Annotated in this window: 24 protein-coding genes and 5 tRNA genes; 16 read left to right on the top strand and 13 right to left on the bottom strand. The window is 47.0% G+C overall.

Going from position 1 to position 25,437, the window contains the following annotated elements:
• Nucleotides 1-32: 32 nt before the first annotated feature.
• Nucleotides 33-968 (top strand): L,D-transpeptidase, encoded by a 936-nt coding sequence (gene ldtA / locus WC5_RS03005; RefSeq protein ID WP_000986312.1) that lies wholly within the window; start codon nt 33-35, stop codon nt 966-968.
• Nucleotides 969-1,023: 55 nt separating this feature from the next.
• Here ldtA and WC5_RS03010 read toward each other — a convergent pair.
• A tRNA-Asn gene (locus WC5_RS03010) sits at nt 1,024-1,099 on the bottom strand.
• A gap of 326 nt (nt 1,100-1,425) precedes the next feature.
• Between WC5_RS03010 and nac the strand changes: the two genes are divergently transcribed.
• Together nac and cbl are read left to right on the top strand one after the other, a co-directional pair.
• Nucleotides 1,426-2,343, top strand: coding sequence for a nitrogen assimilation transcriptional regulator NAC (nac, locus tag WC5_RS03015; RefSeq protein WP_016231794.1), 918 nt, complete (start codon nt 1,426-1,428; stop codon nt 2,341-2,343).
• Nucleotides 2,344-2,443: 100 nt separating this feature from the next.
• Nucleotides 2,444-3,394, top strand: a complete 951-nt coding sequence (cbl, locus tag WC5_RS03020) for an HTH-type transcriptional regulator Cbl (protein ID WP_001011049.1) — start codon at nt 2,444-2,446, stop codon at nt 3,392-3,394.
• Nucleotides 3,395-3,430: 36 nt separating this feature from the next.
• Here cbl and WC5_RS03025 read toward each other — a convergent pair.
• Nucleotides 3,431-3,506 (bottom strand) — tRNA-Asn (locus WC5_RS03025).
• 160 nt (nt 3,507-3,666) lie between these two features.
• Between WC5_RS03025 and yeeO the strand changes: the two genes are divergently transcribed.
• Nucleotides 3,667-5,154 carry a toxic metabolite efflux MATE transporter YeeO gene (yeeO, locus tag WC5_RS03030; RefSeq protein WP_077629305.1) on the top strand — a complete coding sequence of 496 codons (1,488 nt, stop codon included), beginning with the start codon at nt 3,667-3,669 and terminating at the stop codon, nt 5,152-5,154.
• A 100-nt stretch (nt 5,155-5,254) separates the two neighbouring features.
• A tRNA-Asn gene (locus WC5_RS03035) sits at nt 5,255-5,330 on the top strand.
• 84 nt (nt 5,331-5,414) lie between these two features.
• Here the strand turns inward: WC5_RS03035 and amn are convergent.
• The 3 genes from amn to WC5_RS03050 all read right to left on the bottom strand — a co-directional run bounded on the left by amn (nt 5,415) and on the right by WC5_RS03050 (nt 8,719).
• Nucleotides 5,415-6,869: an AMP nucleosidase gene (gene amn, locus WC5_RS03040; protein WP_001060211.1), complete on the bottom strand. Its 1,455-nt coding sequence runs from the start codon at nt 6,867-6,869 to the stop codon at nt 5,415-5,417.
• Between the two features lie 101 nt (nt 6,870-6,970).
• Complete coding sequence (gene shiA / locus WC5_RS03045; RefSeq protein ID WP_000378581.1) at nt 6,971-8,287, bottom strand: shikimate transporter; 1,317 nt, start codon at nt 8,285-8,287, stop codon at nt 6,971-6,973.
• Between the two features lie 342 nt (nt 8,288-8,629).
• Nucleotides 8,630-8,719 (bottom strand) — tRNA-Ser (locus tag WC5_RS03050).
• A gap of 93 nt (nt 8,720-8,812) precedes the next feature.
• On the opposite strand from WC5_RS03050, the gene mtfA reads away from it, so the two are divergent.
• Nucleotides 8,813-9,610: a DgsA anti-repressor MtfA gene (mtfA, locus tag WC5_RS03055; protein WP_016231792.1), complete on the top strand. Its 798-nt coding sequence runs from the start codon at nt 8,813-8,815 to the stop codon at nt 9,608-9,610.
• A gap of 100 nt (nt 9,611-9,710) precedes the next feature.
• A tRNA-Asn gene (locus WC5_RS03060) sits at nt 9,711-9,786 on the top strand.
• Nucleotides 9,787-9,881: 95 nt separating this feature from the next.
• On the opposite strand, the gene WC5_RS03065 is transcribed toward WC5_RS03060, so the two are convergent.
• Both WC5_RS03065 and hchA read right to left on the bottom strand, forming a co-directional pair.
• Entirely contained in the window at nt 9,882-10,940 is a 1,059-nt protein-coding gene (locus WC5_RS03065) for a glycosyltransferase family 9 protein (RefSeq protein WP_000060697.1), read from the bottom strand.
• Nucleotides 10,941-11,238: 298 nt separating this feature from the next.
• Nucleotides 11,239-12,090, bottom strand: a complete 852-nt coding sequence (hchA, locus tag WC5_RS03070; RefSeq protein ID WP_000218187.1) for a glyoxalase III HchA — start codon at nt 12,088-12,090, stop codon at nt 11,239-11,241.
• A 572-nt stretch (nt 12,091-12,662) separates the two neighbouring features.
• On the opposite strand from hchA, the gene WC5_RS03075 reads away from it, so the two are divergent.
• On the top strand, nt 12,663-13,067 hold the full coding sequence (locus WC5_RS03075; protein WP_016158469.1) for a universal stress protein: 405 nt from the start codon (nt 12,663-12,665) through the stop codon (nt 13,065-13,067).
• An 86-nt stretch (nt 13,068-13,153) separates the two neighbouring features.
• Here the strand turns inward: WC5_RS03075 and WC5_RS03080 are convergent, their stop codons facing one another.
• Entirely contained in the window at nt 13,154-14,269 is a 1,116-nt protein-coding gene (locus WC5_RS03080) for a porin (protein ID WP_016158468.1), read from the bottom strand.
• A gap of 650 nt (nt 14,270-14,919) precedes the next feature.
• Here WC5_RS03080 and drpB point away from each other — a divergent pair.
• The 4 genes from drpB to WC5_RS03100 all read left to right on the top strand — a co-directional run bounded on the left by drpB (nt 14,920) and on the right by WC5_RS03100 (nt 17,872).
• Nucleotides 14,920-15,201: a cell division protein DrpB gene (gene drpB, locus WC5_RS03085; RefSeq protein ID WP_016231791.1), complete on the top strand. Its 282-nt coding sequence runs from the start codon at nt 14,920-14,922 to the stop codon at nt 15,199-15,201.
• A gap of 39 nt (nt 15,202-15,240) precedes the next feature.
• The gene (locus WC5_RS03090) at nt 15,241-15,936 is read left to right on the top strand and encodes a phosphohydrolase (protein ID WP_001053190.1); all 696 of its coding nucleotides are present in this window, start codon (nt 15,241-15,243) and stop codon (nt 15,934-15,936) included.
• 66 nt (nt 15,937-16,002) lie between these two features.
• A complete protein-coding gene (gene dcm, locus WC5_RS03095; protein ID WP_001157279.1) occupies nt 16,003-17,421 on the top strand; it encodes a DNA-cytosine methyltransferase in 1,419 nt (472 codons plus the stop codon).
• Nucleotides 17,402-17,872, top strand: a complete 471-nt coding sequence (locus WC5_RS03100) for a very short patch repair endonuclease (RefSeq protein WP_000132886.1) — start codon at nt 17,402-17,404, stop codon at nt 17,870-17,872. Before dcm ends, WC5_RS03100 begins: the two co-directional genes overlap by 20 nt.
• On the opposite strand, the gene yedA is transcribed toward WC5_RS03100, so the two are convergent.
• Nucleotides 17,861-18,781, bottom strand: coding sequence for a drug/metabolite exporter YedA (yedA, locus tag WC5_RS03105; RefSeq protein WP_001212254.1), 921 nt, complete (start codon nt 18,779-18,781; stop codon nt 17,861-17,863). The two genes, WC5_RS03100 and yedA, sit on opposite strands and share 12 nt — an antisense overlap.
• A 171-nt stretch (nt 18,782-18,952) precedes the next feature.
• Here yedA and WC5_RS03110 point away from each other — a divergent pair, with 171 nt between their 5' ends.
• The 3 genes from WC5_RS03110 to dgcQ all read left to right on the top strand — a co-directional run bounded on the left by WC5_RS03110 (nt 18,953) and on the right by dgcQ (nt 22,008).
• Nucleotides 18,953-19,870, top strand: coding sequence for a DUF808 domain-containing protein (locus WC5_RS03110; RefSeq protein WP_000922669.1), 918 nt, complete (start codon nt 18,953-18,955; stop codon nt 19,868-19,870).
• Nucleotides 19,871-19,948: 78 nt separating this feature from the next.
• Nucleotides 19,949-20,131, top strand: a complete 183-nt coding sequence (locus WC5_RS03115; RefSeq protein WP_000011631.1) for a YodC family protein — start codon at nt 19,949-19,951, stop codon at nt 20,129-20,131.
• A gap of 182 nt (nt 20,132-20,313) precedes the next feature.
• The gene (gene dgcQ, locus WC5_RS03120; protein WP_010351018.1) at nt 20,314-22,008 is read left to right on the top strand and encodes a cellulose biosynthesis regulator diguanylate cyclase DgcQ; all 1,695 of its coding nucleotides are present in this window, start codon (nt 20,314-20,316) and stop codon (nt 22,006-22,008) included.
• Here dgcQ and WC5_RS03125 read toward each other — a convergent pair.
• Both WC5_RS03125 and yodD read right to left on the bottom strand, forming a co-directional pair.
• On the bottom strand, nt 22,005-22,820 hold the full coding sequence (locus WC5_RS03125; RefSeq protein WP_000949099.1) for a mannosyl-3-phosphoglycerate phosphatase-related protein: 816 nt from the start codon (nt 22,818-22,820) through the stop codon (nt 22,005-22,007). The genes dgcQ and WC5_RS03125 overlap by 4 nt on opposite strands.
• 296 nt (nt 22,821-23,116) lie before the next feature.
• On the bottom strand, nt 23,117-23,344 hold the full coding sequence (gene yodD / locus WC5_RS03130) for a peroxide/acid resistance protein YodD (RefSeq protein ID WP_010346997.1): 228 nt from the start codon (nt 23,342-23,344) through the stop codon (nt 23,117-23,119).
• Between the two features lie 162 nt (nt 23,345-23,506).
• Here yodD and dsrB point away from each other — a divergent pair, with 162 nt between their 5' ends.
• On the top strand, nt 23,507-23,695 hold the full coding sequence (gene dsrB, locus WC5_RS03135) for a protein DsrB (protein WP_000867217.1): 189 nt from the start codon (nt 23,507-23,509) through the stop codon (nt 23,693-23,695).
• A 43-nt stretch (nt 23,696-23,738) separates the two neighbouring features.
• On the opposite strand, the gene rcsA is transcribed toward dsrB, so the two are convergent.
• Together rcsA and fliR are read right to left on the bottom strand one after the other, a co-directional pair.
• On the bottom strand, nt 23,739-24,362 hold the full coding sequence (gene rcsA / locus WC5_RS03140) for a transcriptional regulator RcsA (protein ID WP_000104005.1): 624 nt from the start codon (nt 24,360-24,362) through the stop codon (nt 23,739-23,741).
• Nucleotides 24,363-24,651: 289 nt separating this feature from the next.
• A complete protein-coding gene (gene fliR / locus WC5_RS03145; RefSeq protein ID WP_000942310.1) occupies nt 24,652-25,437 on the bottom strand; it encodes a flagellar biosynthetic protein FliR in 786 nt (261 codons plus the stop codon).

Raw genomic sequence — 25,437 nt, 5'->3', positions numbered from 1 at the left:
ATCGGATGGCTTTCGCGACTTAGGAAAGGGATATGATGCGTCGTGTAAATATTCTTTGTTCATTTGCTCTGCTTTTTGCCAGCCATAATAGCCTGGCGGTAACTTATCCATTACCCCCAGAGGGGAGTCGTTTAGTGGGGCAGCCACTTACAGTAACGGTTCCCGATCACAATACCCAGCCGCTGGAAACTTTTGCCGCGCAGTACGGACAAGGGCTGAGCAATATGCTGGAAGCGAATCCGGGGGCTGATGTTTTCTTGCCGAAGTCTGGTTCGCAGCTCACCATTCCGCAGCAACTGATTTTGCCCGCCACTGTGCGAAAAGGGATTGTGGTTAACGTCGCCGAGATGCGTCTGTATTACTACCCACCAGACAGTAATACTGTGGAAGTGTTTCCTATTGGTATTGGTCAGGCTGGACGAGAAACCCCGCGTAATTGGGTGACAGCCGTTGAGCGTAAACAAGAAGCACCAACCTGGACGCCAACCCCTAACACTCGTCGTGAATATGCAAAGCGTGGGGAGAGCCTGCCTGCATTTGTCCCAGCCGGACCCGATAATCCTATGGGGCTGTACGCTATTTATATCGGCAGGTTATATGCCATTCACGGTACTAATGCCAATTTTGGGATTGGCCTACGGGTAAGCCAGGGCTGTATTCGTCTGCGCAATGACGATATCAAATATCTGTTTGATAATGTTCCGGTAGGGACGCGCGTGCAAATTATTGATCAGCCAGTGAAATACACAACGGAGCCGGATGGTTCAAAGTGGCTGGAAGTTCATGAGCCGCTGTCGCGCAATCGTGCAGAATATGAGTCCGACCGAAAAGTGCCATTGCCGGTGACGCCTTCCTTGCGGGCGTTTATCAACGGACAAGAGGTCGATGTGAATCGCGCGAATGCTGCGTTGCAACGTCGATCGGGAATGCCAGTGCAAATTAGCTCTGCTTCAAAGCAGATGTTTTAAAATAGCTGTTGTATAAAAAGCAAAAAGCCTGCTCGAAAGCAGGCTTTTTTGAATTTGGCTCCTCTGACTGGACTCGAACCAGTGACATACGGATTAACAGTCCGCCGTTCTACCGACTGAACTACAGAGGAATCGTGAGAACGGGGCGCATATTAATGGCAGTATATGGCGATGTCAAAGGGGGAAATGCATTTTTTTGTTCGTTTGCTGCCAATTTCAACAAAACGATGAACTTTCAATCTTTTTAATCATGTTCCATCGTGGTGCATGACATCCTTTCATGGGGCAGGAAATGCTTCTCCTGGCTTAAAGAGCCAATGACGAAACAATCATAATCTCTTATTTGACGGGCGATTAGCTTTCGTATCAACGCCAAAACGAAACTGGCAAGTATCTTGCAATCTGGTTGTTAGTAATGTCGGCACTCGGGCTGACGCTTAAAAAAACCGGAGGCACCATGAACTTTAGACGCCTGAAATACTTCGTCAAAATTGTAGATATTGGTAGCCTGACTCAGGCTGCTGAAGTATTGCATATAGCACAGCCTGCGCTCAGTCAGCAGGTTGCCACGCTGGAAGGTGAGCTAAATCAGCAACTTTTGATTCGCACAAAACGTGGCGTTACGCCGACAGACGCCGGCAAAATTCTCTATACCCATGCGCGGGCAATTTTACGTCAGTGTGAACAGGCCCAACTGGCGGTGCATAATGTAGGTCAGACATTGTCAGGTCAAGTCTCGATTGGCTTTGCACCTGGAACCGCCGCGTCATCTATCACCATGCCTTTATTACAGGCGGTACGCGCTGAATTTCCAGAGGTCGTTATCTATCTCCATGAAAATAGCGGTGCTGTGCTTAACGAAAAACTTATAAACAACCAGCTTGATATGGCGGTGATTTATGAGCATTCCCCTGTGTCTGGCGTATCCAGTCAGGCTTTGTTAAAAGAAGATCTGTTTCTTGTCGGAACTCAGGATTGCCCAGGGCAAAGCGTTGATGTTAATGCGATAGCGCAAATGAACCTCTTCCTTCCCAGCGATTACAGTGTAGTAAGACTTCGTGTTGATGAAGCTTTTTCCCTACGCCGGCTTACAGCGAAAGTCATCGGTGAAATTGAGTCTATCGCCACGCTTACCGCTGCGATTGCCAGCGGTATGGGCGTTGCAGTATTACCTGAATCGGCCGCACGTTCGTTATGTGCCGCTGTTAACGGTTGGATGTCACGTATTACCACACCTTCAATGAGTCTCTCGTTGTCATTAAACTTACCCGCCAGATCAGGTTTATCGCCACAGGCGCAGGCAGTGAAAGAGCTGTTATTGTCAGTGATTAGTTCTCCAGCCATGGAAAAAAGACAATGGCAATTGGTGAGCTAAACGTTATACCTGGATGGAATAAGATGCGGGTTTTTATTATTTGTTATGCCGGGCATTAGACTCTAACAATAATGGATGTCTGATATGCCCGGAGTTTACCGTGAATTTCCAACAACTAAAGATCGTCCGCGAAGCTGCCCGTCAGGATTACAATCTGACAGAGGTCGCGAATATGCTCTTTACCTCACAGTCAGGCGTCAGCCGTCATATTCGAGAGCTGGAGGATGAACTTGGTATCGAAATATTCGTTCGTCGTGGCAAGCGGCTGCTTGGTATGACTGAACCGGGTAAAGCATTACTGGTCATTGCAGAACGTATTCTGAATGAAGCCAGTAATGTTCGTCGGCTTGCAGACCTGTTTACCAACGACACATCTGGCGTACTCACTATTGCAACGACGCACACTCAGGCTCGTTACAGCTTGCCTGGGGTCATTAAAGCCTTCCGTGAACTTTTCCCCGAAGTGCGACTCGAGCTTATCCAGGGGACGCCGCAGGAAATTGCGACTCTGCTACAAAACGGCGGAGCTGATATTGGCATAGCCAGTGAGCGTTTGAGCAATGATCCCCAACTCGTCGCTTTCCCCTGGTTTCGTTGGCATCATAGTTTGCTCGTTCCTGTCGATCATCCTTTAACACAAATTACGCCATTGACGCTGGAATCAATAGCGAAGTGGCCGTTGATCACTTACCGGCAGGGAATTACAGGCCGCTCGCGTATTGATGATGCATTTGTCCGCAAAGGTTTACTGGCAGATATTGTATTGAGTGCTCAGGATTCTGATGTCATCAAAACCTATGTCGCCCTCGGTTTGGGGATCGGATTAGTTGCCGAACAATCCAGCGGTGAGCAAGAGGAAGAGAATTTAATTCGTCTGGATACTCGCCATCTTTTCGATGCCAGTACCGTCTGGTTGGGTCTGAAGCGAGGACAACTGCAGCGTAACTACGTCTGGCGTTTTCTGGAACTGTGCAATGCTGGATTGTCGGTTGAGGATATTAAGCGGCAGGTGATGGAAAATAGTGAAGAGGAAATTGATTATCAGATATAGCAAAAAGCCCGCTATCAAAGCGGGCTTTTCAGAATCTGGCTCCTCTGACTGGACTCGAACCAGTGACATACGGATTAACAGTCCGCCGTTCTACCGACTGAACTACAGAGGAATCGCTGTTGAGGCACATCTTAACGGCGAAAAATCTTTTGTCAAACCTGTTTTTTAAATTCCTCAACCGTTTGCCGTTTCTATCAACAGTTTGTTGCATTTGCAGACAATTTGTCGGCGAAAATCTTTGCAGCTTTTCTGATTCTCCCTCATTATTTGAAATGTGGTTTCACTTTCTGCAATTAAGGTCGGCTTTGAATATCCCCTCAGCTTTACGCCAGGTTGTTCGCCACACTCGCTGGCACTCAAAACGTAAGAGTTACAAAGTGTTGTTCTGGCGCGAAATAACTCCGCTTGCTGTTCCTATCTTTATGGAGAATGCCTGTGTCCTGTTGATGGGCGTGCTGAGCACTTTTCTGGTCAGTTGGCTGGGAAAAGATGCGATGGCGGGCGTTGGGTTGGCGGACAGCTTCAATATGGTCATTATGGCCTTTTTCGCTGCTATCGATCTTGGTACTACTGTCGTTGTGGCATTTAGTCTCGGTAAACGTGATCGACGGCGAGCCAGAGTAGCAACACGGCAATCACTGGTGATCATGACGTTATTTGCCGTGCTGTTGGCAATTCTCATTCATCATTTTGGTGAGCAAATTATCGATTTTGTTGCAGGTGATGCCACGACAGAGGTTAAAGCACTGGCGTTGACTTATCTGGAACTGACGGTGCTCAGTTATCCAGCCGCTGCCATCACCTTGATTGGCAGTGGGGCACTTCGTGGTGCCGGGAATACGAAAATACCGTTACTTATAAATGGTAGCATGAATATTTTTAATATTATTATTAGCGGTGTATTGATTTACGGGCTTTTCTCCTGGCAGGGGTTGGGGTTTGTTGGGGCTGGGCTGGGATTAACTATTTCCCGTTATATTGGCGCAATTGCAATTTTGTGGGTACTGGCGATTGGCTTTAATCCTGCGCTACGAATCTCGTTAAAGAGCTATTTTAAGCCATTGAATTTCAGCATTATCTGGGAAGTTATGGGAATTGGTATTCCAGCGAGTGTTGAATCAGTATTATTTACCAGTGGCCGGTTATTAACACAAATGTTTGTTGCCGGTATGGGAACCAGCGTTATTGCCGGGAATTTTATCGCTTTTTCGATTGCGGCTCTTATCAATTTACCTGGGAGTGCGCTCGGTTCTGCTTCTACGATAATTACTGGTCGAAGGCTGGGAGTAGGGCAGATAGCGCAAGCAGAAATACAGTTGAGGCATGTTTTCTGGTTGTCCACCCTTGGGTTAACAGCGATAGCCTGGTTAACGGCTCCTTTTGCGGGGGTTATGGCGTCGTTTTATACCCAGGATCCCCAGGTTAAACACGTGGTTGTGATTCTTATTTGGCTAAACGCGTTGTTTATGCCTATTTGGTCCGCCTCATGGGTATTACCTGCGGGTTTTAAAGGTGCTCGTGATGCCCGCTATGCCATGTGGGTTTCTATGTTGAGCATGTGGGGATGCCGAGTGGTAGTAGGTTATGCGCTGGGAATTATGCTTGGCTGGGGCGTGGTTGGCGTTTGGATGGGGATGTTTGCCGATTGGGCCGTGCGTGCTGTGTTGTTTTACTGGCGGATGGTGACCGGGCGCTGGCTATGGAAATATCCTCGCACTGAACATGAAAAGTGTGAAAAAAAGCCAGCCGTGTCGGAATAAACGACAAAACGCAGAATATTTCAGCAAACGATTTCAAAATTAAAAAACAGGCTTTGACAATGCGGATGGGCATCGTTAATATTCGCCCCGTTCTCACGATTCCTCTGTAGTTCAGTCGGTAGAACGGCGGACTGTTAATCCGTATGTCACTGGTTCGAGTCCAGTCAGAGGAGCCAAATTTTGAAAAGCCCGCTTTGATAGCGGGCTTTTTGCTTTTAAAATCCTTCACATCTTTTCCTGACGCAAAGGATCTGAGCCCATTATCGGAACGGCGGCTCATTAAAGGTTCGTAGTTTACGGGAATGCAGTCGATCGCCTTCAGCGCGCAGTAAATCAATTGCCCGGATGCCAATCTGCAAGTGTTCGGAAATTGCACCTTCATAAAAACGGTTAGCCTGGCCGGGAAGTTTAATCTCACCATGCAATGGTTTATCTGAAACACACAGTAGCGTCCCGTATGGCACGCGGAAACGGTATCCTTGTGCTGCAATGGTTGCACTTTCCATGTCAATCGCTACGGCCCGACTTAAGTTAAAACGAAGCGCAGAAGCCGAGTAACGCAATTCCCAGTTCCTGTCATCAGTAGTTACCACAGTGCCAGTACGTAGCCGCTGTTTAACTTCCTCCCCCGGCCTGCCACTGACCAATTTGGTGGCGTCATAAAGCGCGCGTTGCACTTCAGCAATGCTGGGAATAGGGATATCGGGCGGCAAAACTGCATCAAGAACGTGGTCATCACGTAAATAAGCATGTGCAAGTACATAATCACCAATGGACTGGCTTTCACGTAATCCACCGCAGTGACCAATCATCAGCCAGACATCCGGGCGTAGCACCGCCAGATGATCGCAGATGGTTTTAGCATTTGACGGACCCACGCCAATATTCACCAGAGTAATACCCTGACCATCGGCAGTGATTAAATGCCATGCTGGCATCTGGTGTTTTTTCCATGCGAGGTCAGAAATCGCCTCTTCAGGGGCTTCTGTTTCGGCGGTGATCCATATCCCTCCAGCACAGGAAAGGGCAATGTAGGGACTATCAGGATCGAGGATCTGGCTGCACCCCCAACGAACGAATTCATCCACATAACGTGTGTAGTTGGTAAACAAAACGAATGGCTGAAAATGTTCGACGGGCGTGCCGGTATAATGGCGTAACCGCGCGAGGGAAAAATCTACCCGGCGCGCATCAAAATGCGATAGCGGAGAAAATTCCGTTGGATGATAAATGCCGTCTGCAGTTTCATCGCCAATTTGCGCCAGTTCTGTTGTCGGGAAGTAACGTGTTAACCCGGCGCTCATCGATCGATCAAGTGTCAGTTCAGAGCCATCAATGACATAGGGATAGGGGATTTCATGCTGCGAGGGTTGCACGGAGATGTGCGCACCATAATCTTGATACAGCAACGTTAGTTGTTCATTGAGATACGAACGAAAGAGAGCAGGGCGGGTAATAGTGGTGGTATAGCTGCCAGCGTGAGTAAAACGTCCAAATGCGCGTGTTTTGGGAGGGTTTGTGGCGCAGCCGTCCCAGGTCACGGTCAATGATGGATAGACAAAAAGACCTTGTTTGCGGGCGTTTTCATCAGGCAATTCGCCACTTTTAATATATTTTCCAATGGCATTGCGTAAAGCGACTACAGATTGCTCATACAGCGCGTCAAGTTTATCCAGTGCCTGAGCTGGGGTCAGACCGGAGCCCTTATTATTCATGTGTGTCTCCTGTTCCATACAATTACCGCACATCCGATAGTATGTCACAGGAATGTGAAACAAAAGTGTAAGGCGAAGATCGAATGATCTTCGCCAGACCATCAGATGCGTTGATTGTCTTTCATCAACAAAGCGGTTATTGCGGAAATCAGGCATCCAGCCAGCAAATAAATTGCGACGCTATGCCAGTCCCCGGAAAAATAAGTAATGAGGGCGGCGGCAATAAAAGGGGTAAACCCACCACCAACCACACTGGCAACTTGATATCCGACCCCGGCGCCGCTGTAGCGATAACTGGCACCAAACATCTCTGTGAACATCGGTTGCTGCACACAAACCACCATGTCATGCGCAATATTCGCCAACATAATGGAGAAGAAGACTATCCAGAAAATGGATTGAGCCTCGAGCGCCATGAAGAAAGGAAACGCGCTTAAGGTTCCGATAACTGCGCCAGTGATATAAACCCTGCGGCGACCAAAACGATCGGCAAGCCAGGCAAAACAGGGAATTGTCAGGCAGCTTAACCCTCCCACAAGCAAACCAATATTCAGGAATAATTCGCGTGGCAGCCCCATATTCTGGGTTGAGTAGTTAAGCGCAAAGGCGGTAACGATATACATCGTCAGCAACTCGCACAGTCGCAGCGCAATAATCTTCAGAAAAGCCCCTGGATGTCGTAACAGTGCCTGGATAACAGGGATGCGCTTTTTCACTGCCGCTTGATTGTGTTGCTGTTGCTCAAATTCAGCGGATTCCTCCATGCCATTACGCACCCACAATGCCCCCAGCACCAGTACGGTGCTAAACAGGAAAGGAATGCGCCAGCCCCAGCTCAAAAACTGCTCGTCAGTCGTCATCATACTAATCAGAGAAACCAGTCCAGTTGAAAGCAGTAACCCTACACCGTAGCCAACTTGTACACCGCTACTGTAAAAGGCTTTTTTATTTTTCGGCGCGCTTTCAACGGACAGCAATGCTGCGCCTCCCCATTCGCCGCCGACGGCAAATCCCTGAATAGCACGCAGCGTCACCAGTAAAATCGGTGCCCACCAGCCAATAGTCGAGAATGAAGGAAGAATACCAATCAATGCTGTTGCGATCCCCATCATCCAGACAGTCAGCATCAACATGCGTTTACGCCCCAGGCGGTCGCCAAAATGACCGAAAATGACACCTCCAAGCGGACGGAAAAGGAATCCGACACCAAAAGTGGCAAACGCTGCGAGAGTTCCCATTGCCGGACTCACTTGCGGGAAAAACTCTCGATTAAATACCAGTGCGGCAGTAATGCCATAGAGTAAAAAATCGTACCAGTCGACGACGGCACCGGCAAAACTGCCTAGCGCAGCTCGTCGGGCGCGACTTAACGAAAGCGTTCCTTCATCGGGACGCGTGGAGATGAGCGTGGAGTCCATAGTGTTCCTGTCTGTACTGTCTTTTTATAATTAGTATGGAAAAAGGTAACTCACATTGCCGTCGATCTATAAACGAACCTTATGAGACTACCGCGACAGAGAGCATCTGCAAATATTTTTATACCCGAAAATGAGCATGGAGGACGGATAGGGGCTACTGTAATGTGCTGGAAACGAAGAAAATTGTGGATTCAGGTGCGTATTAGAAATCAAAAGACAGAAAAATGTGATCGCTAAGGTAGCACTGGTTACTTGCTGGCGTTATTTTCGCAGATGAATTTTTCGAATTTTCTCAATGAGATTTGTGTCACTGACACGGGATGGGCTAATTGCTTGAATGATTGGCGGAGAGAGGGGGATTTGAACCCCCGGTGGAGTTGCCCCCACTCCGGTTTTCGAGACCGGTCCGTTCAGCCGCTCCGGCATCTCTCCGTTCAGATTGTTGCAATGATGCCAGGAAATTTGGCATTTTAACAGTCCCTGTCCGTGCAATTTTGTTCAAGTGACGAGTTTGCGAGCAAAACGATGATTAAGTGGCCCTGGAAAGTACAAGAAACCGTTCATGATGATGCAATTCCGTGGAAGGAAGCTTTGTCGATACCTCTTTTGACAAGTTTGACTGAGCAGGAGCAAAACAAATTAGTCACTCTTGCTGGACGTTTTTTGCAACAAAAACGGTTGGTTCCTTTACAAGGGGTTGAACTTGACGCTTTGAAAAGCGGTCGTATCGCCTTGCTGTTTTGTTTACCTGTTATGGAGCTGGGGCTGGAATGGCTGGATGGTTTCCATGAAGTGTTAATTTACCCAGCGCCATTTGTGGTAGATGATGAATGGGAAGACGATATAGGACTGGTACATAATCAACGCATCGTTCAGTCAGGTCAAAGCTGGCAGCAAGGCCCCATCGTACTGAATTGGCTCGATATACAGGATTCTTTCGATGCCTCTGGGTTTAATCTGATTATCCACGAAGTTGCACATAAACTGGACACCCGGAACGGCGATCGCGCCAGTGGTGTCCCCTTTATTCCTTTACGTGAAGTCGCGGGCTGGGAACACGATCTTCACGCGGCGATGAATAACATTCAGGACGAAATTGAATTAGTGGGCGAAAATGCCTCCAGCATTGATGCTTATGCCGCCAGTGACCCTGCAGAATGTTTTGCCGTGCTTTCCGAATACTTTTTTAGCGCCCCGGAGCTTTTTGCTCCTCGCTTCCCCTCGCTGTGGCAACGTTTCTGCCAATTTTATCAGCAGGAACCGCTGCAAAGACTGCGAAATGCGAATGAACGAGGCACATATTCAGCACCAGATGCTCATTAAATATCAATTTTGTTGCTTAATTAACCGATTGAAATAACGTGTGAATTTTAGTGTTGACACTCGCAGTGCCACTCAGTAATATTCGCCTCGTTCTCACGATTCCTCTGTAGTTCAGTCGGTAGAACGGCGGACTGTTAATCCGTATGTCACTGGTTCGAGTCCAGTCAGAGGAGCCAAATTTTGAAAAGCCTGCTTTCGAGCAGGCTTTTTGCTTTTCAACGTTAGCCATAACCGGGTTCGTATCTAACCTCCCTTAAATCTGATAACTACATCAGGGCTGAATTTTTGCGATAATTCTTTTTATCGTATTTCTGAATTCATCCAGATTGATGTGATCAATATTTTTCCCTACCACAATCGTCTCTGAAATATCTGCCATAGCAGGCCAGCGTGTTTTATAATCGGCATATACTGCGATGACAGGAATATTATAAGCACTTGTCATATGTAAAATAGAAGTATCAGGTGTTATTGCGAGAAAAGCATCTTTTATGATGGCGGCAGAACGTGGTATTGAAGGCGGTAATGATAAATTATAGACATTGTCAAAACACTGCGTTAGTTCTACTGCTTTTTCAGTACCATTCGGGCCATGAACAATGACAATTGGCATATTTATTTCATTTTTAATCATGGTTATTAGCTTTTTAGCCATTGAGCCTGAAAAAGTTCGCTCCTGAACACTACCATCAAGATTAAGAGCAATATATGCACCCAATGAGGTAAGTTCATAACGCACTTCGTTTCTTACCTCTTCACTGATAGGCAGTTCAAATAAGGGGCGGACAGGCGGAAAACCAGCTTCTCGCATCATGAATGCCCATGTCATTGGTACTGGCGCCCGAAGAGACTGGTCCATTTTCGACGCCGATTTACATAAGGAGGAATAACATTTCATTGTTAAACCCACAACTTGTAAATTGGTTTTGGCTTTTAAATGACTTATGAACAACATTGTCTTCAGGTTTTTCTTGCGCATAGCTTCAATGCAGAGATCCGGTGTACCGTATTGCTCTCTTATACTTTGCGCCAGAATTTTTATTTCGCTAAAGCTGGCATGATCCTGCATTGTCATACTGACTAATGTTAATTTAGTCTCCTTAAGACAAAGCGAATCAAAAACGGCTTTATTAATTGTAGATGTGACAATTAATAAATGTTTTATTTTATGTGATTCCAGCGATCTAATTATGGGGTAAATAGCCATTGCATCACCAATTTGGTCGGGGATGTGAATGACCACAAATTCAGTATTTGCAATATTGATATTTTTACATGAATAATCATAATAACTGAATGCAATGCGTCTAAAAATTGACACTAACGACATTTCCAACCTCGCTTCCCTACTGGTTAAAACGTGATGGAGTTTATCAGAGATAGTCGTTTTCTAAAATCGCTAAATAGCGAGATAATACATAATTTATTTCTATTATTAATTTTTAATTATTCAATTAAATTATGTTTGTATCGCAAAAATACTTGTATTGCATAGCTTCAATGTACATTTCAATCTGAAGTCGATGCTAAGTGAAGGTAAGAGAAGAGATAAAACGTCAGCAATCAGAGTGATTATCTAAGTGGGGGAAATACCCCCACTTTTTTACTATACCGTAAGTGATGTCCGATTAACCCTGGTACGCAGCCAACATTTCCTGTGCTGCGAGTTTACCCAGTGCATTTGCCGCAAAAGGACTGTCTCCGGTGAGAAGTTTACGATCCTTATGTACCCGGCCAGTAATATCATCATTGATGATATTCATTCCCATTTTTTTCAGTTCTTCACCAAAGTACCAGGTCAGATGACCAGGCATATAGCCAATATCTGGCGTTTGTTTATCTGCGGCGTCAGGGAACGCACAAATGGAATAACCGTTTAGTGGGTTATCGCCATGGCGAAGCGCCAGAAACGCAGCCGGACCATGGCAGAGGGAGATAACAAAACGGTCATTTTCAACTGCCCATTTTAAAGCGGTTGCAACTTCTTTGCTTTCCGGTAAGCCAATGAGAGCGCCATGACCGCCGGGAACAAAAATTGCTGCGTACTCGCTGTCTGCGTTCAAGCTGGCGACAACATCTGCTAATTTCTTCGGATTGCGGAACAAAGATTTATGTTGCTCAAAGAATGGCATCACTTTTTCATCTTTGTGCGGCATAGCCCAGTATTCAAACTTCGTCATCAGGCCGGAAATGGTCGCAACTTCAAACTCGAAACCTGCTGCATACAGGTGATACAGCGGCAGCAACGTTTCAATCGGATGGTTGCCCGTTGAGAACAGTTTACCGTTATCGGTCGGCAAATAGCGTTCGTCAGCGGCGATCACCAGAATTTTGTGCTTGCCGCTATACGGTTTTGGATAGTCCACACCATCAAGGTCAGATACCGGACTGGTATATTGGCTAAGCGAAAATTCTGAAGGGAAGAACGCATTATCTTCAGCAATATCGATCTGCGGATTCTTACTTGTTTGAACAGTCATAGTGTATTCCTTATTGTTACTTAGGTAGGTTAGTCACTATATTCGCGACTGAGCTGGGTGCTATATTTAACCAGGAGCGTAAAATGAGTCAATATACCGAAAGCGGTAGGGGAGGATGTTAAATACGGTTGGGGAAACACACAGCTATTATCGAATAGTGATCTCACCGATTCCACCTTATTTGCAATAAAAAACTCAAAGTGTAGCAATGTATTTTAGTTCATTTTTCAGAAAAGATGAGATTGCATACCCTCATCATAGTGGTGAATTGCAAGATTCGTCGATGAGATTTTTAGCAAAAAAATAATGATGAAACTACCCTGTAAGGCCGTTAGTCGCGAAAAAATGATGATCCAGATTAAGGTTTAACTGATGACAGATATGATTAATTACATGTCATCAGATGTGCTAATTACAGGAGCTGCCTGGAGCTGCTCTGCCAGGAGCGGCTAAGGCGCAGCTGATTTAATGTGCCCAATGATGCTGTATTTATGGCGTAAGTATAAAATTTAACATATAAATTAATAATAATGTAAATTCTTTTTATATTCAGATGTTTTCAGGGATTTTCTATGTACCGAAATATTGTTATTCCGGTGAATGTCTTTTCCCGGGATGATAGAGAGCAAGCATTTTATCATGCGCAATTTTTCGCCAATGTTTCATCAGGGCATGTTCATTTGCTTGGCTTTATACCGGAGTATGTAAGGATACTGGAGCGGGGATATGTTTCTGACATGCATCGTCTGGAATATGTGCTACGTGACCAGGCTTTGCGCCGTTTAGCTACACTGGCAGAACAGTTGGTTTTGCCTGAAGGGTTTATCCATACCTATGTTTATTTTGGTACTCTTCCGGAAGGAGTGAAAGAGCTGGCTGAACAGCAACTGGAAGATGTTATTGTGCTGGGAGCTACTCAGGAATTGGGTTTTGTCGATATGCTACGGCAGTTTAGCGTGCCGCTGTTGCTGATTTGATGACGATAAAAAAGCCTGAGTTCGATGAGTGACGAACTCAGGCGGGTATTAGGTTTTACAGTAACACGCCGAGGCGCGTTGGCTGATTAGAACTGGTAAACGATACCAACTGCAAACTGGTCATCAGTTGCTGCGCCAGTAATTGCCGCGTCATCTTTATCCAGCATATTGAATTTGTACGCTGTATAAACGTTCATATTCTTATTAAAGAAGTACCAGGTGCCTACTTCGATGTAGTTCACGCGGTCGGCGTCAACATATCTATGGCCTGGGACGCCTTTGATATCCTTACCTTTGGAGTAAACATAACCCAAGGAAGGACGCAGACCAAAGTCGAACTGATACTGAACAACGGCTTCAAAGTTCTGAGTTTCGTTGATCAGTTGATCATGCATTATCGAGTTGCCGTCGTTGTCGAAGCCACCTGTATTAACTGATGTCGGTGTCATATTACGAGTTTCACCATACATCACAGCAGCGTAGACATTGTTAGCATCATATTTTGCTGCCAGAGACCATAATTCTGCATTAGAACCGTTTCCATCAGCAACTTGCTCATTAGTACGGTCAGATTTGCTATATGCACCTACAAAACCAAAACCTTCGATGTTGTAGTCTACAGACAACGCATAGCCATCACCGTTTTGTTTTGTAACGCTACGGTTGCTGTTCTTCCCTTGATACTGAACTGCAAAATTCAGACCATCGACCAGACCAAAGAAATCGGAGTTACGATAGGTTGCAACACCGTTGGTACGACCGTTCATAAAGTTATCAGCGGAAGCCCAGGAATCACCACCCCATTCAACTAACATATCGGTATAAGCTGCAGCGTCGTAGGCGACACCGTAGTTACGACCATAGTCGAAAGATCCGAGTTCGTTATATTTCAAACCAGCGAAGGTTAAACGGGTTTTTTCCTGGTTAGAACCTTCAGGTTTGCTGGCGTCGAGGTTGTATTCAAACTGACCAAAACCAGTCAGTTCGCTGGTGATTTGAGTTTCACCTTTAACACCGAAACGAGCATAGGAAGTATCTTCGTTTTCGCTGTTATTATCATCAGTGTTCGACCAGATGCGCTCGCCGACCATCTTGCCGTAGAAATCAACTTTATTGCCATTTTTATTATAAATTTCAGCCGCATTTGCTGCGCCAGCAACTAATAACGCCGGGACCAGCATTGCCAGAACTTTTCTTTTCATTATGTATTCCCTTGTGATTATAATCTTCATGAATATAACAATAAGTGCCGTTATCCAAAAAAAAGCACATTTGGATACTATTCTATGAAGTTCATTTTATTTTAAAGATTACATGTAACAAATGTATTTAAAAGATTTCAAAATGTTTCTAATCTATTTAATATAATTCAAGATTATGAATTGTAAATACAAACATTCATAGGGTTTATGGGTTTATATCAAATAGTTATTGGTTTTTTATAAGAATGGATTGAGTCAATGATTGTTTCGCTAAAACTCGAGTGTGATCTTGCGCACATTATAAAATGGCATAAAAAAAAGCCGGCTTCATGCCGGCTCAAAAATATAAACAAGACGATAAAAGGCTAATAACGGAGTTATCATGACACAGAAAACAAAAAAGGTATAATTGTATTCCTCGCTAATATATTGAATTAGTGAATTAATAAAACCACGATCAAAGTTAAATAAAATTTTTTATGACTGTTTTTCCAGTAATTATTGCCATTGAACAAAAATCATCTATTTGTTCAAAAAATGAGTGAGTCTTGACTGGCTCATCTAATGTGGAAAAATGTGACCTTTATCACATAACAACATGAAGTCTGAATTTTCCGGTTTAACTTAATATGGAGCATGGTTCGACAACAATGGAAGAAAGACTCTCTCGCAGCCCTGGCGGCAAACTGGCTTTATGGGCTTTCTATACATGGTGTGGCTATTTTGTCTGGGCGATGGCGCGTTACATCTGGGTAATGAGTCGGATCCCCGATGCCCCCGTGTCAGGATTTGAAAGTGATTTAGGTTCAACTGCGGGAAAGTGGTTAGGTGCGTTAGTGGGATTTTTATTTATGGCCATGGTAGGGGCATTGTTAGGTGGTATTGCCTGGTACACCCGACCACGGCCTGCGCGAAGCAGACGCTATGAGTAAAAACTGCTAAGGTTGCGACCCTTTGGTAGCGGAGCGCGTATGAACTTACAACACTGGCAGGCACAATTTGAACGTTGGTTGAAAAACCATCACACACACCAGGACGCGGCTCATGACCTGTGTCATTTTCGTCGCGTCTGGGCGACAGCGCAGAAACTGGCGGCAGATGAAGACGTCGATATGCTGGTCATTTTAACCGCCTGTTATTTTCATGATGTCGTGACTCTGGCGAAAAATCATCCGCAACGGCAGCGTTCCTCATTATTGGCAGCAGAAGAGACGCGTCGCATTTTAAGTGCGGAATTTGCTGATTTTCCGCCAGAGAAAATAGACGCCATTTGCCATGCCATCGCGGCACACAGTTTCAGCGCGCAAATTACGCCTTTAACGGTGGAAGCCAAAATCGTGCAGGATGCAGACCGGCTGGAAGCATTAGGTGCGATAGGTCTGGCGCGCGTGTTTGCAGTTTCAGGCTCATTGGGGGTGGCGCTGTTTGACGGTGAAGATCCGTTCGCGCAACGTCGCCCGCTCGATGATAAACGCTACGCGCTGGATCATTTCCAGACGAAGTTGCTGAAACTACCACAAACTATGCAAACGGCAAAAGGTAAACTGCTGGCACAACATAATGCCCGTTTTCTGGTGGAGTTTATGGCTAAGCTCAGTGCCGAACTGGCGGGCGAGAATGAAGGTGTGGATCATGCGGTGATTGATGCATTTTCGCCGGCTGACTGACCGCGTAGCCCTAAACAGAAGTAATTATGTTAACCTGTCGACCATCTCAGATGGCCGGTTAAATCTATGCAGGAAAATATATCAGTAACCGATTCATACAGCACCGGGAATGCCGCACAGGCAATGCTGGAGAAACTGCTGCAAATTTATGATGTAAAAACGCTGGTAGCGCAACTTAATGGCGTGGGAGAAAACCACTGGAGTCCGGCGATTTTAAAACGTGCGCTGGCTAACGACTCGGTGTGGCATCGTTTGAGTGAAAAAGAGTTCGCCCATTTGCAAACGTTGTTACCCAAACCGCCAGCACATCATCCGCATTATGCGTTTCGCTTTATCGATCTCTTTGCCGGTATTGGTGGCATCCGTCGCGGTTTTGAATCGATAGGCGGTCAGTGCGTGTTTACCAGCGAGTGGAATAAACATGCGGTGCGCACCTACAAAGCTAACCATTATTGCGACCCGGCGACGCATCACTTTAATGAAGATATCCGCGACATCACTCTGAGCCATAAAGAGGGCGTGAGCGATAAAGCGGCGGCAGAACATATTCGTCAGCACATTCCTGAACATGATGTTTTATTGGCCGGTTTTCCTTGCCAGCCGTTTTCACTGGCTGGCGTATCGAAAAAGAACTCACTTGGTCGTACGCACGGTTTTGCTTGCGATACCCAGGGTACGCTGTTCTTTGATGTAGTGCGTATCATCAATGCCCGTCGTCCGGCGATATTTGTGCTTGAAAACGTCAAAAACCTGAAAAGCCACGACCAGGGCAAAACATTCCGTATCATCATGCAGACGCTGGATGAACTGGGCTATGACGTAGCCGATGCCGAAGATAATGGCCCGGACGATCCGAAAATCATCGACGGCAAACATTTTCTGCCGCAGCACCGTGAACGCATCGTGCTGGTGGGCTTTCGTCGCGATCTGAATTTGAAAGCAGATTTCACCTTGCGGGATATCAGTGGCTGCTATCCGGCACAACGTATTACGCTGGCGCAGTTACTGGACCCGGTTGTTGAAGCGAAATATATCCTGACGCCGGTACTGTGGAAGTACCTCTATCGTTATGCGAAAAAGCATCAGGCGCGCGGAAACGGCTTCGGTTACGGAATGGTTTATCCGAACAACCCACAGAGTGTTACGCGTACGCTTTCTGCCCGTTATTACAAAGATGGTGCGGAAATTTTAATCGATCGCGGCTGGGATATGGCGACAGGTGAGAAAGACTTTGACGATCCGCAGAATCAGCAACATCGTCCACGTCGGTTAACGCCTCGAGAATGCGCACGTTTGATGGGCTTTGAAGCACCCCATGAAGCAAAATTTCGCATTCCGGTTTCTGACACTCAGGCCTATCGCCAGTTCGGCAACTCGGTGGTAGTTCCGGTATTTGCTGCAGTGGCAAAATTGCTTGAGCCAAAAATCAAACAGGCGGTGGCGTTGCGTCAGCAAGAGGCACAACATGACCGACGTTCACGATAAGGCCACGCGTAGCAAAAATATGCGCGCGATTGCCACGCGCGATACGGCAATCGAGAAACGTCTCGCCAGCTTATTAACCGAGCAGGGGCTGGCGTTTCGTGTTCAGGATGCCAGTCTGCCCGGACGCCCGGATTTTGTCCTCGATGAGTATCGCTGTGTGATATTTACGCATGGCTGTTTCTGGCATCATCATCACTGCTATCTGTTTAAAGTGCCTGCTACACGCACTGAGTTCTGGCTGGAGAAGATTGGCAAGAATGTAACGCGTGACAAGCGGGACATTAGCCGCTTACAGGAATCGGGTTGGCGTGTATTGATTATCTGGGAGTGTGCGTTACGCGGACGGGAGAAGTTGACGGATGCGGCGCTTGCCGAGCGTCTGGAAGAGTGGATCTGCGGCGAGGGCGCCAGCGCGCAGATCGACACTCTGGGGATTCATCTACTCGCGTGATGCGTCCTGAATGACTGGCGCGACAACGGGTTTTGCAGGGAAGAGATATTTTCCCAACGTGACCAGCACCACAGCGAAGACAATTACGCCCAGCGCCAGCCATTCAATCCGCGATAGCGTTTCGCCACCCAGCCCTGTACCCAGCAATACCGCTACAACCGGATTAACGTATGCGTAGCTGGTAGCCAGAGCCGGGCTGACATTGCGGATTAAATACATATAAGCATTGATGGCGATGATCGAGCCGAACAGCGCCAGATATCCGACCGCAAGGAAGCCCGAAAGAGAAGGGAGCGCCGTCAGTTTTTCACCTGCAATCATCGACGCGATCATTAACACCACGCCTGCCGCCAGCATCTCAATGGCGCCCGCCATCATGCCTACTGGTAGGGTAATGCGCGAGCCATAAACCGAACCAAACGCCCAACTCACAGAACCGATCAAAATCAGAATCGCGCCCCACGGATTGCCGCTTAAATTACCGCCGCTATTGAGCATGATGATTCCGGCAAGCCCAATAGCGATACCCACCCATTCCAGCTTGCGCGTTTTAATGCCAAACAGGCGGCTGAAACAGAGAGTAAAGAGAGGTACTGTTGCCACCACTACGGCGGCAATGCCGGAGGGAACATTTTGATGCTCAGCCACCGTTACCATACCGTTACCGACAGCAAGCAGTAATAAACCAATCAACGCGGCATTAAGCAGAGGACGCAGTGGCGGCAGTTTGTGCCCACGCAGCAGTAAAAAGGCCATTAATAAAATACCGGCAGCCAGAAACCGCACGCCCGCCATCATTAACGGTGGCCAGCTTTCAACCCCAATCCGAATGACAAAATAGGTTGAGCCCCAAATGATATACAACGCAAACAGCGCGCCAAAAAGCGGTAACAACTGGCGGAAACGCATAATCCCTCACGATGGAAATAAAAAGCCGGTTCATAGTAAACGTGAAAATCATTTCGCTGGCGAGAGATATAATTGCGTTTGATTGTTAAAAAAATGTTGACCTGTGAAGCAAGTATCAGCCGGGCTGATTTTGCTTCATACTTAGCGCGTCAACGATAAAAATGAGAGGGAATGCTTTTGGCCGGGAGTAGTTTACTGACATTGCTCGATGATATCGCCACTTTGCTGGACGATATCTCCGTGATGGGCAAGCTGGCGGCGAAGAAAACCGCCGGTGTATTAGGGGATGACTTGTCGCTCAATGCGCAGCAAGTTTCAGGTGTGCGTGCCAATCGGGAGTTGCCCGTGGTCTGGGGCGTGGCGAAGGGATCGCTTATCAACAAAGTGATTCTGGTGCCGCTGGCGCTGATCATCAGTGCTTTTATCCCGTGGGCGATTACGCCACTGTTGATGATTGGCGGCGCATTTCTCTGCTTTGAAGGGGTAGAGAAGGTGCTGCATATGCTGGAGGCGCGTAAGCACAAAGATGATCCGGCGCAGAGTCAGCAGCGTCTGGAGGCGCTGGCGGCGCAAGATCCGCTGAAGTTTGAAAAGGACAAAATAAAAGGGGCGATTCGTACCGATTTTATTTTGTCTGCGGAAATCGTCGCCATCACGCTGGGGATTGTGGCGGAAGCGCCGCTGCTTAATCAGGTGCTGGTACTTTCAGGGATCGCACTGGTGGTTACCGTGGGGGTTTATGGTCTGGTGGGTATCATCGTTAAGATTGATGATCTGGGCTACTGGCTGGCGGAAAAATCCAGTACGGTTATGCAAGCATTGGGTAAGGGGCTATTGATTATCGCCCCCTGGCTGATGAAAGCGTTATCGATAGTCGGTACGTTGGCGATGTTCCTGGTTGGCGGCGGCATTGTGATACATGGCATCGCGCCGCTGCATCATGCGATTGAACATTTCGCCGGGCAGCAGAGTGCACTGGTCGCAATGATATTACCGACTGTTTTAAATCTGATTCTTGGTTTTATCATCGGTGGTATCGTCGTGTTGGGAGTGAAAACGATAGCAAAATTGCGCGGTCAGGCACATTAATATTCTCATTGGCTATTATGCAAAATTCGCCATTCTCGACTAAGGTGAACAAGTTTCACTCGAAAAAAGGAGGCGAGTATGAGCTTTGTGGTTAGTGAGGAAGTGACGGTCAAAGAGGGCGGCCCGAAGATGATTGTTACTGGGTATTCCAGCGGCATGGTTGAGTGTCGCTGGTATGACGGTTACGGTGTCAAACGGGAAGCCTTTCATGAAACTGAGCTTGTTCCGGGGGAGATGCGTCGTTCGCCGGAAGAAGCCTGAAAGCGTATAATTAACACCAGTCCGGATAAGGCATTCATGCCGCATCCGGCTGTTGTGCCAGCGTCTGCATTGAATGCCTGATGCGTCTTATCATGGCAACATTATAAAATTATTGCTGTTTGGCGGTACGTTATCGCCAGGTTATGCCAGAATCATAAGAAAGCAGGTTGGGAGTCGTCAGGGTGCAGCACGAGACAGAAATGGAAAACCAGAGCTGGCTGAAAAAACTCGCGCGCCGCCTGGGGCCTGGTCATGTCGTTAATCTCTGCTTTATTGTGGTGTTGATCTTCTCAACGTTACTCACCTGGCGTGAAGTGGTGGTTCTGGAAGATGCCTATATTTCAAGCCAGCGTAACCATCTGGAAAATGTTGCCAACGCGCTTGATAAACAACTGCAATATAACGTTGATAAATTATTGTTTTTACGTAACGGGATGCGTGAAGCCCTCGTTGCGCCGCTCGATTTCACTTCTCTGCGCAATGCCGTTACCGAGTTTGAACAACGTCGTGATGAACATGCCTGGCAGATAGAACTCAACAGACGGCGCACCTTGCCAGTAAACGGCGTTTCGGATGCATTAGTCAGCGAGGGGAGTCTGCTTTCCCGCGAAAATGAATCCCTGGATAATGAAATTACCGCCGCGCTGGAAGTCGGTTACTTACTACGCCTGGCGCACAACTCCTCATCAATGGTTGAACAGGCGATGTATGTCTCGCGCGCCGGATTTTACGTTTCAACGCAGCCGACGCTATTTATTCGCAATGTGCCTGGGCGTTACTACGAATTTGTCACCCAACCCTGGTTTATCGGTCATTCACAACGAGAAAACCGTCAACGCGCGGTGCGTTGGTTTACCTCTCAGCATGAGCATAACAATGCTACAGAGTCACAGGTCACTGTAAGCGTGCCGGTCGACAACAATAATTACTGGTATGGCGTATTGGGGATGAGTATTCCCGTGCGTTCAATGCAGCAATTTTTACAGAATGCTATCGATAAAAATCTCGATGGCGAATATCAACTCTATGACAGCAAACTGAAATTATTGACCTCGTCCAACCCGGACCATCCTGGCGAAGATCTCTTTGACCCTCGTGAACTGGCATCACTTGCGCAGGACATTGAACACGATACGCGCGGTGGTATTCGGATGAACAGCCGCTATGTTAGCTGGGAACGGCTGGATCATTTCGATGGCGTATTAGTGCGTATCCATACGCTTAGTGAAGGCGTACGTGGAGATTTCGGCAGCATCAGCATTGCATTAACCCTGTTGTGGGCGCTTTTCACCACCATGCTACTTATCTCCTGGTATGTGATTCGCCAGATGGTAAGTAATATGTTTGTCCTGCAAAGTTCGCTGCAATGGCAGGCGTGGCACGATACCTTAACCCGCATGTATAACCGTGGAGCACTGTTCGAAAAAGCGCGCCCGCTTGCTAAATTGTGCCAGACACATAAGCATCCTTTTTCTGTTATTCAGGTCGACCTTGACCATTTTAAAGCGATTAATGACCGCTTTGGTCACCAGGCGGGCGATCGTGTGTTGTCACATGCCGCCGGATTAATTAGCCGTTCATTGCGAGCCCAGGATGTTGCCGGACGAGTTGGCGGCGAGGAGTTTTGTGTGATTCTGCCGGGCGCTAACCTGGAGCAGGCAAAAGAAGTTGCCGAACGCATTCGTCTGAAGCTGAATGAAAAAGAGATGTTGATTGCCAAGAGCAAAACCATTCGCATTAGTGCTTCGTTGGGGGTGAGCAGCAGCGAGGAAACCGGCGATTATGATTTTGAACAATTGCAGTCGTTGGCCGATCGTCGGCTTTATCTCGCTAAACAGGCAGGGCGTAATCGGGTCTTTGCGAGCGATAACGCTTAACGAGCGGTGAAAAAGTGATCCAGTCCTTCGCGCCAGCCTTCCGGTCCTTCTCGCTGCGTTCGCCAGACCCGGGCAGGGTTCTCATTTTGCAGATGAACACCTTCCCGGTTTAGCCCTTTCACAATGACTGCGTAATCCATCACCTCCAGTAAGGGGGCATCATTTGGACCATCGCCTAAGCCGAGCGTCGTCGGACATTTTCCACCTGATTGTTGATATATCGCGATGATCCAGTTAGCCGCCTGATCTTTTCCGGCAGAGGCATCCAGCACATGCCAGAAGCGCGCACCTTGTACAAACTGTAATCCTAGCTCGTTCAGACGAGCGGTAAATTGCGCCATCCGCTCGTCACTGTCGCGCCAGATGAGCGTGACTGAGGCTTCATGCAACTGCGTCAGCGCCGCCTGGCTGCGGCTTAATCCCGTCCATTCCGCAATGGTTGTATCATCGACATCATCAAAGGTGGTGAATTTGAAATGTTCTTTCTCGCGCAGCGTATTCAACACCAGACTGATTTCACTATGGGCAATGCCCGAGATGATCCGGGGAAAACCGTCGATATCTTGCCATTGATGATCCAGTTGGATCACCGCGCCGTTTTCGGCAATCAGCGGCAAACCTTGTAGCCCTACGTTTTTTTGCAGGTACAGCATTTCCGCCGACGTTTTACTGCTACAGAGAATCACAGGCACGCCTGCTTCCCGTAAACGGTTTAGCCAGGGAGCAGCAGGCTGCCAGTCATAACTGTGACTATCTAACAGGGTGCCATCGAGATCGGTGAAAATTAGCAGTGGTTGTTGAATTGAAAGCATGGTAGCGCATACTCCCTTTACCAGGATGTTTCTCAAAATAGCACGATTTGTCTTTAATCATTTTTCGGGAGCGATCCCGCTCGTAGCAGAGCTCGTAAGGGGTGACGAAGGTCACAGATCCATTCATTAATGACATTAATCATTCACACGAAGAATATTTCCTTGTCAGCGAAAAAAATTGCAGATAAGGTGATGAACACATCAGATTTCCTGGTGTAACGAATTTTTTAAGTGCTTCTTGCTTAAGCAAGTTTCATCCCGACCCCCACAAGGGTCGGGATTTTTTTATGTTACATTTAGCGGTTCACTTCCGAGACGCTAAAGTCATGGATATCCAGCTCAAAGGCATCCGCTAATTCACGCCATGTATGATATTCACGCCCATCAACGCTGACGTGTTCTGAATCGCTCTGGCTGCGATGAACTTCGCTTTCGCTAATTTCATTGATCGCCGCCAGCAGGGCATCGACATCGACGCTGACCTCTCGTTTTGCGGTATCGCTGTACTCTTTTGCGGTCTTCATCATCTTTCCTCGCAACCGTTACTCATTTGTTGCTGCCGACCGTTATGTCAGCCAGGCATCTCTTAAGTATAGACCGTCGAGAAAATCAGCACTCGCGCGCGCCCGACGCTGCCAGAAAAACGAAATTGTTCTACACTGGCACAAAGCCACAGGAGGAAAATGATGAAGGTGAATGATCGGGTAACAGTCAAAACGGATGGCGGTCCGCGTCGTCCTGGCGTGGTACTGGCAGTTGAGGAGTTTAGTGAAGGCACAATGTACCTGGTTTCGCTGGAAGACTACCCGCTCGGCATCTGGTTCTTTAATGAGGCAGGGCATCAGGACGGTATCTTTGTGGAGAAAGCAGAGTAATTTCATTCAGCCTGACTGGTGGGAAACCACCAGTCAGAATGTGTTAGCGCATGTTGACAAAAATACCATTAGTCACATTATCCGTCAGTCGGACGACATGATAGATAACCTGTTTATTATGCGTTTTGATCTTACGTTTAATATTGCCTTTATGCGATGAAACAGTCTTGGCTTTGATATTCATTTGGTCGGAGATTTGAATGGTTCCCTGACCTGCCATCCACATTCGCAACATACTCGATTCGGTTCGGCTCAATGATAACGTCGGCATATTTAAAACAGTGGCCATCGTTGTCTCTTTTTTCAGAATATCGCCAAGGATATCATCGAGAGATTCCGGTTTAATCGATTTGGAACTGATCAATAAATTTTTTCTGACCAACAGATATTCATCAAAATGAACGTTGGCAATCGCCATAAAAACGATAAATAACGTATTGGGATGTTGATTAATGATGTGCTTGATGCGCTGACTGTTAGAAGTATCGTGGATAAAACAGTCCTCATTAATAAACACCACTGAAGGGCGCTGTGAATCACAAGCGATGGCAAGGTCATCAACGGTTTCGATGTCGTTGATTTCTCTTTTTTTAACCCCTCTGCTCAACAGATACCCGGTTAAACCTAGTCGGGTGTAACTACATAAATCCATAATAATCGTTGACATGGCATACCCTCACTCAATGCGTAACGATAATTCCCCTTACCTGAATATTTCATCATGACTAAACGGAACAACATGGGTCACCTAATGCGCCACTCTCGCGATTTTTCAGGCGGACTTACTATCCCGTAAAGTGTTGTATAATTTGCCTGGAATTGTCTTAAAGTAAAGTAAATGTTGCGATATGTGAGTGAGCTTAAAACAAATATTTCGCCACAGGAGTATCCTGGAAGATGTTGTCTGATTTTATTTTTCAGATAATCCTTAGGATAACACGATAAACATTACGGAATCATATTGCTGGAAATTCACTAATAATATCTGCCAGTAAATTAAAAATTTCACTAAATAAATGTTCGCAAAATGGAGCAATTAGCGGCATTAATGCTGCCATTAATGAAATGCCGACTGTCAGAGTTAATGGAAAACCGATAACGAATATTGATAATTGCGGAGCCATACGATTAAGTAATCCCAGCGCCAGATTCAGCGTCAGCAGCAGGGTAATAAGCGGTAATGCCAGCATAAATCCGTTGAGGAAAATCAAACTTCCCGCTTTGGTGAGTGCCAGAAACGCATTGCTGTTAAGCGGCTCACCGCCAATCGGCAGGGTGTGAAAGGTATCGACCAGCAGCGAAATCAACCATAAATGACCGTTAAATGTCAGGAACAGCAGTAGCGCCAGCATATCCATGATGCGTGCTAAGACGGGCATATTGAGATGGCTACCAGGATCCACAAACGTCGCAAATGACAGCCCCATTTGCAGACCGATAATTTCGCCTGCGGTTCGTACAGCGGCGAAAGCAAATTGCATGGTAAAGCCAAGCGCAATGCCAATCAGGATCTGCTGCATTGCCAGCCAGAGGGCATAAAACGAAAAAATGGGAACATCGTTGGCAGGTAATGCCGGAGCTATGGCGAACGTGATCATCATTGCGAGACCCAGTTTCACCCGTTTCGGCACGCTGCGTTCACTCAAAATGGGCGCGGTAGAAATGAGCGCCAGCACGCGCAGTAACGGCCAGAAATACAGACTTAACCAGGAAAGCCATTGATCGCTCGTCACCTGCAACAT

This window comes from Escherichia sp. KTE114 (assembly GCF_000407765.1).
In the GTDB taxonomy this organism is placed as follows: domain Bacteria; phylum Pseudomonadota; class Gammaproteobacteria; order Enterobacterales; family Enterobacteriaceae; genus Escherichia; species Escherichia ruysiae.
This window is presented reverse-complemented; position numbering and strand designations above follow the sequence as displayed.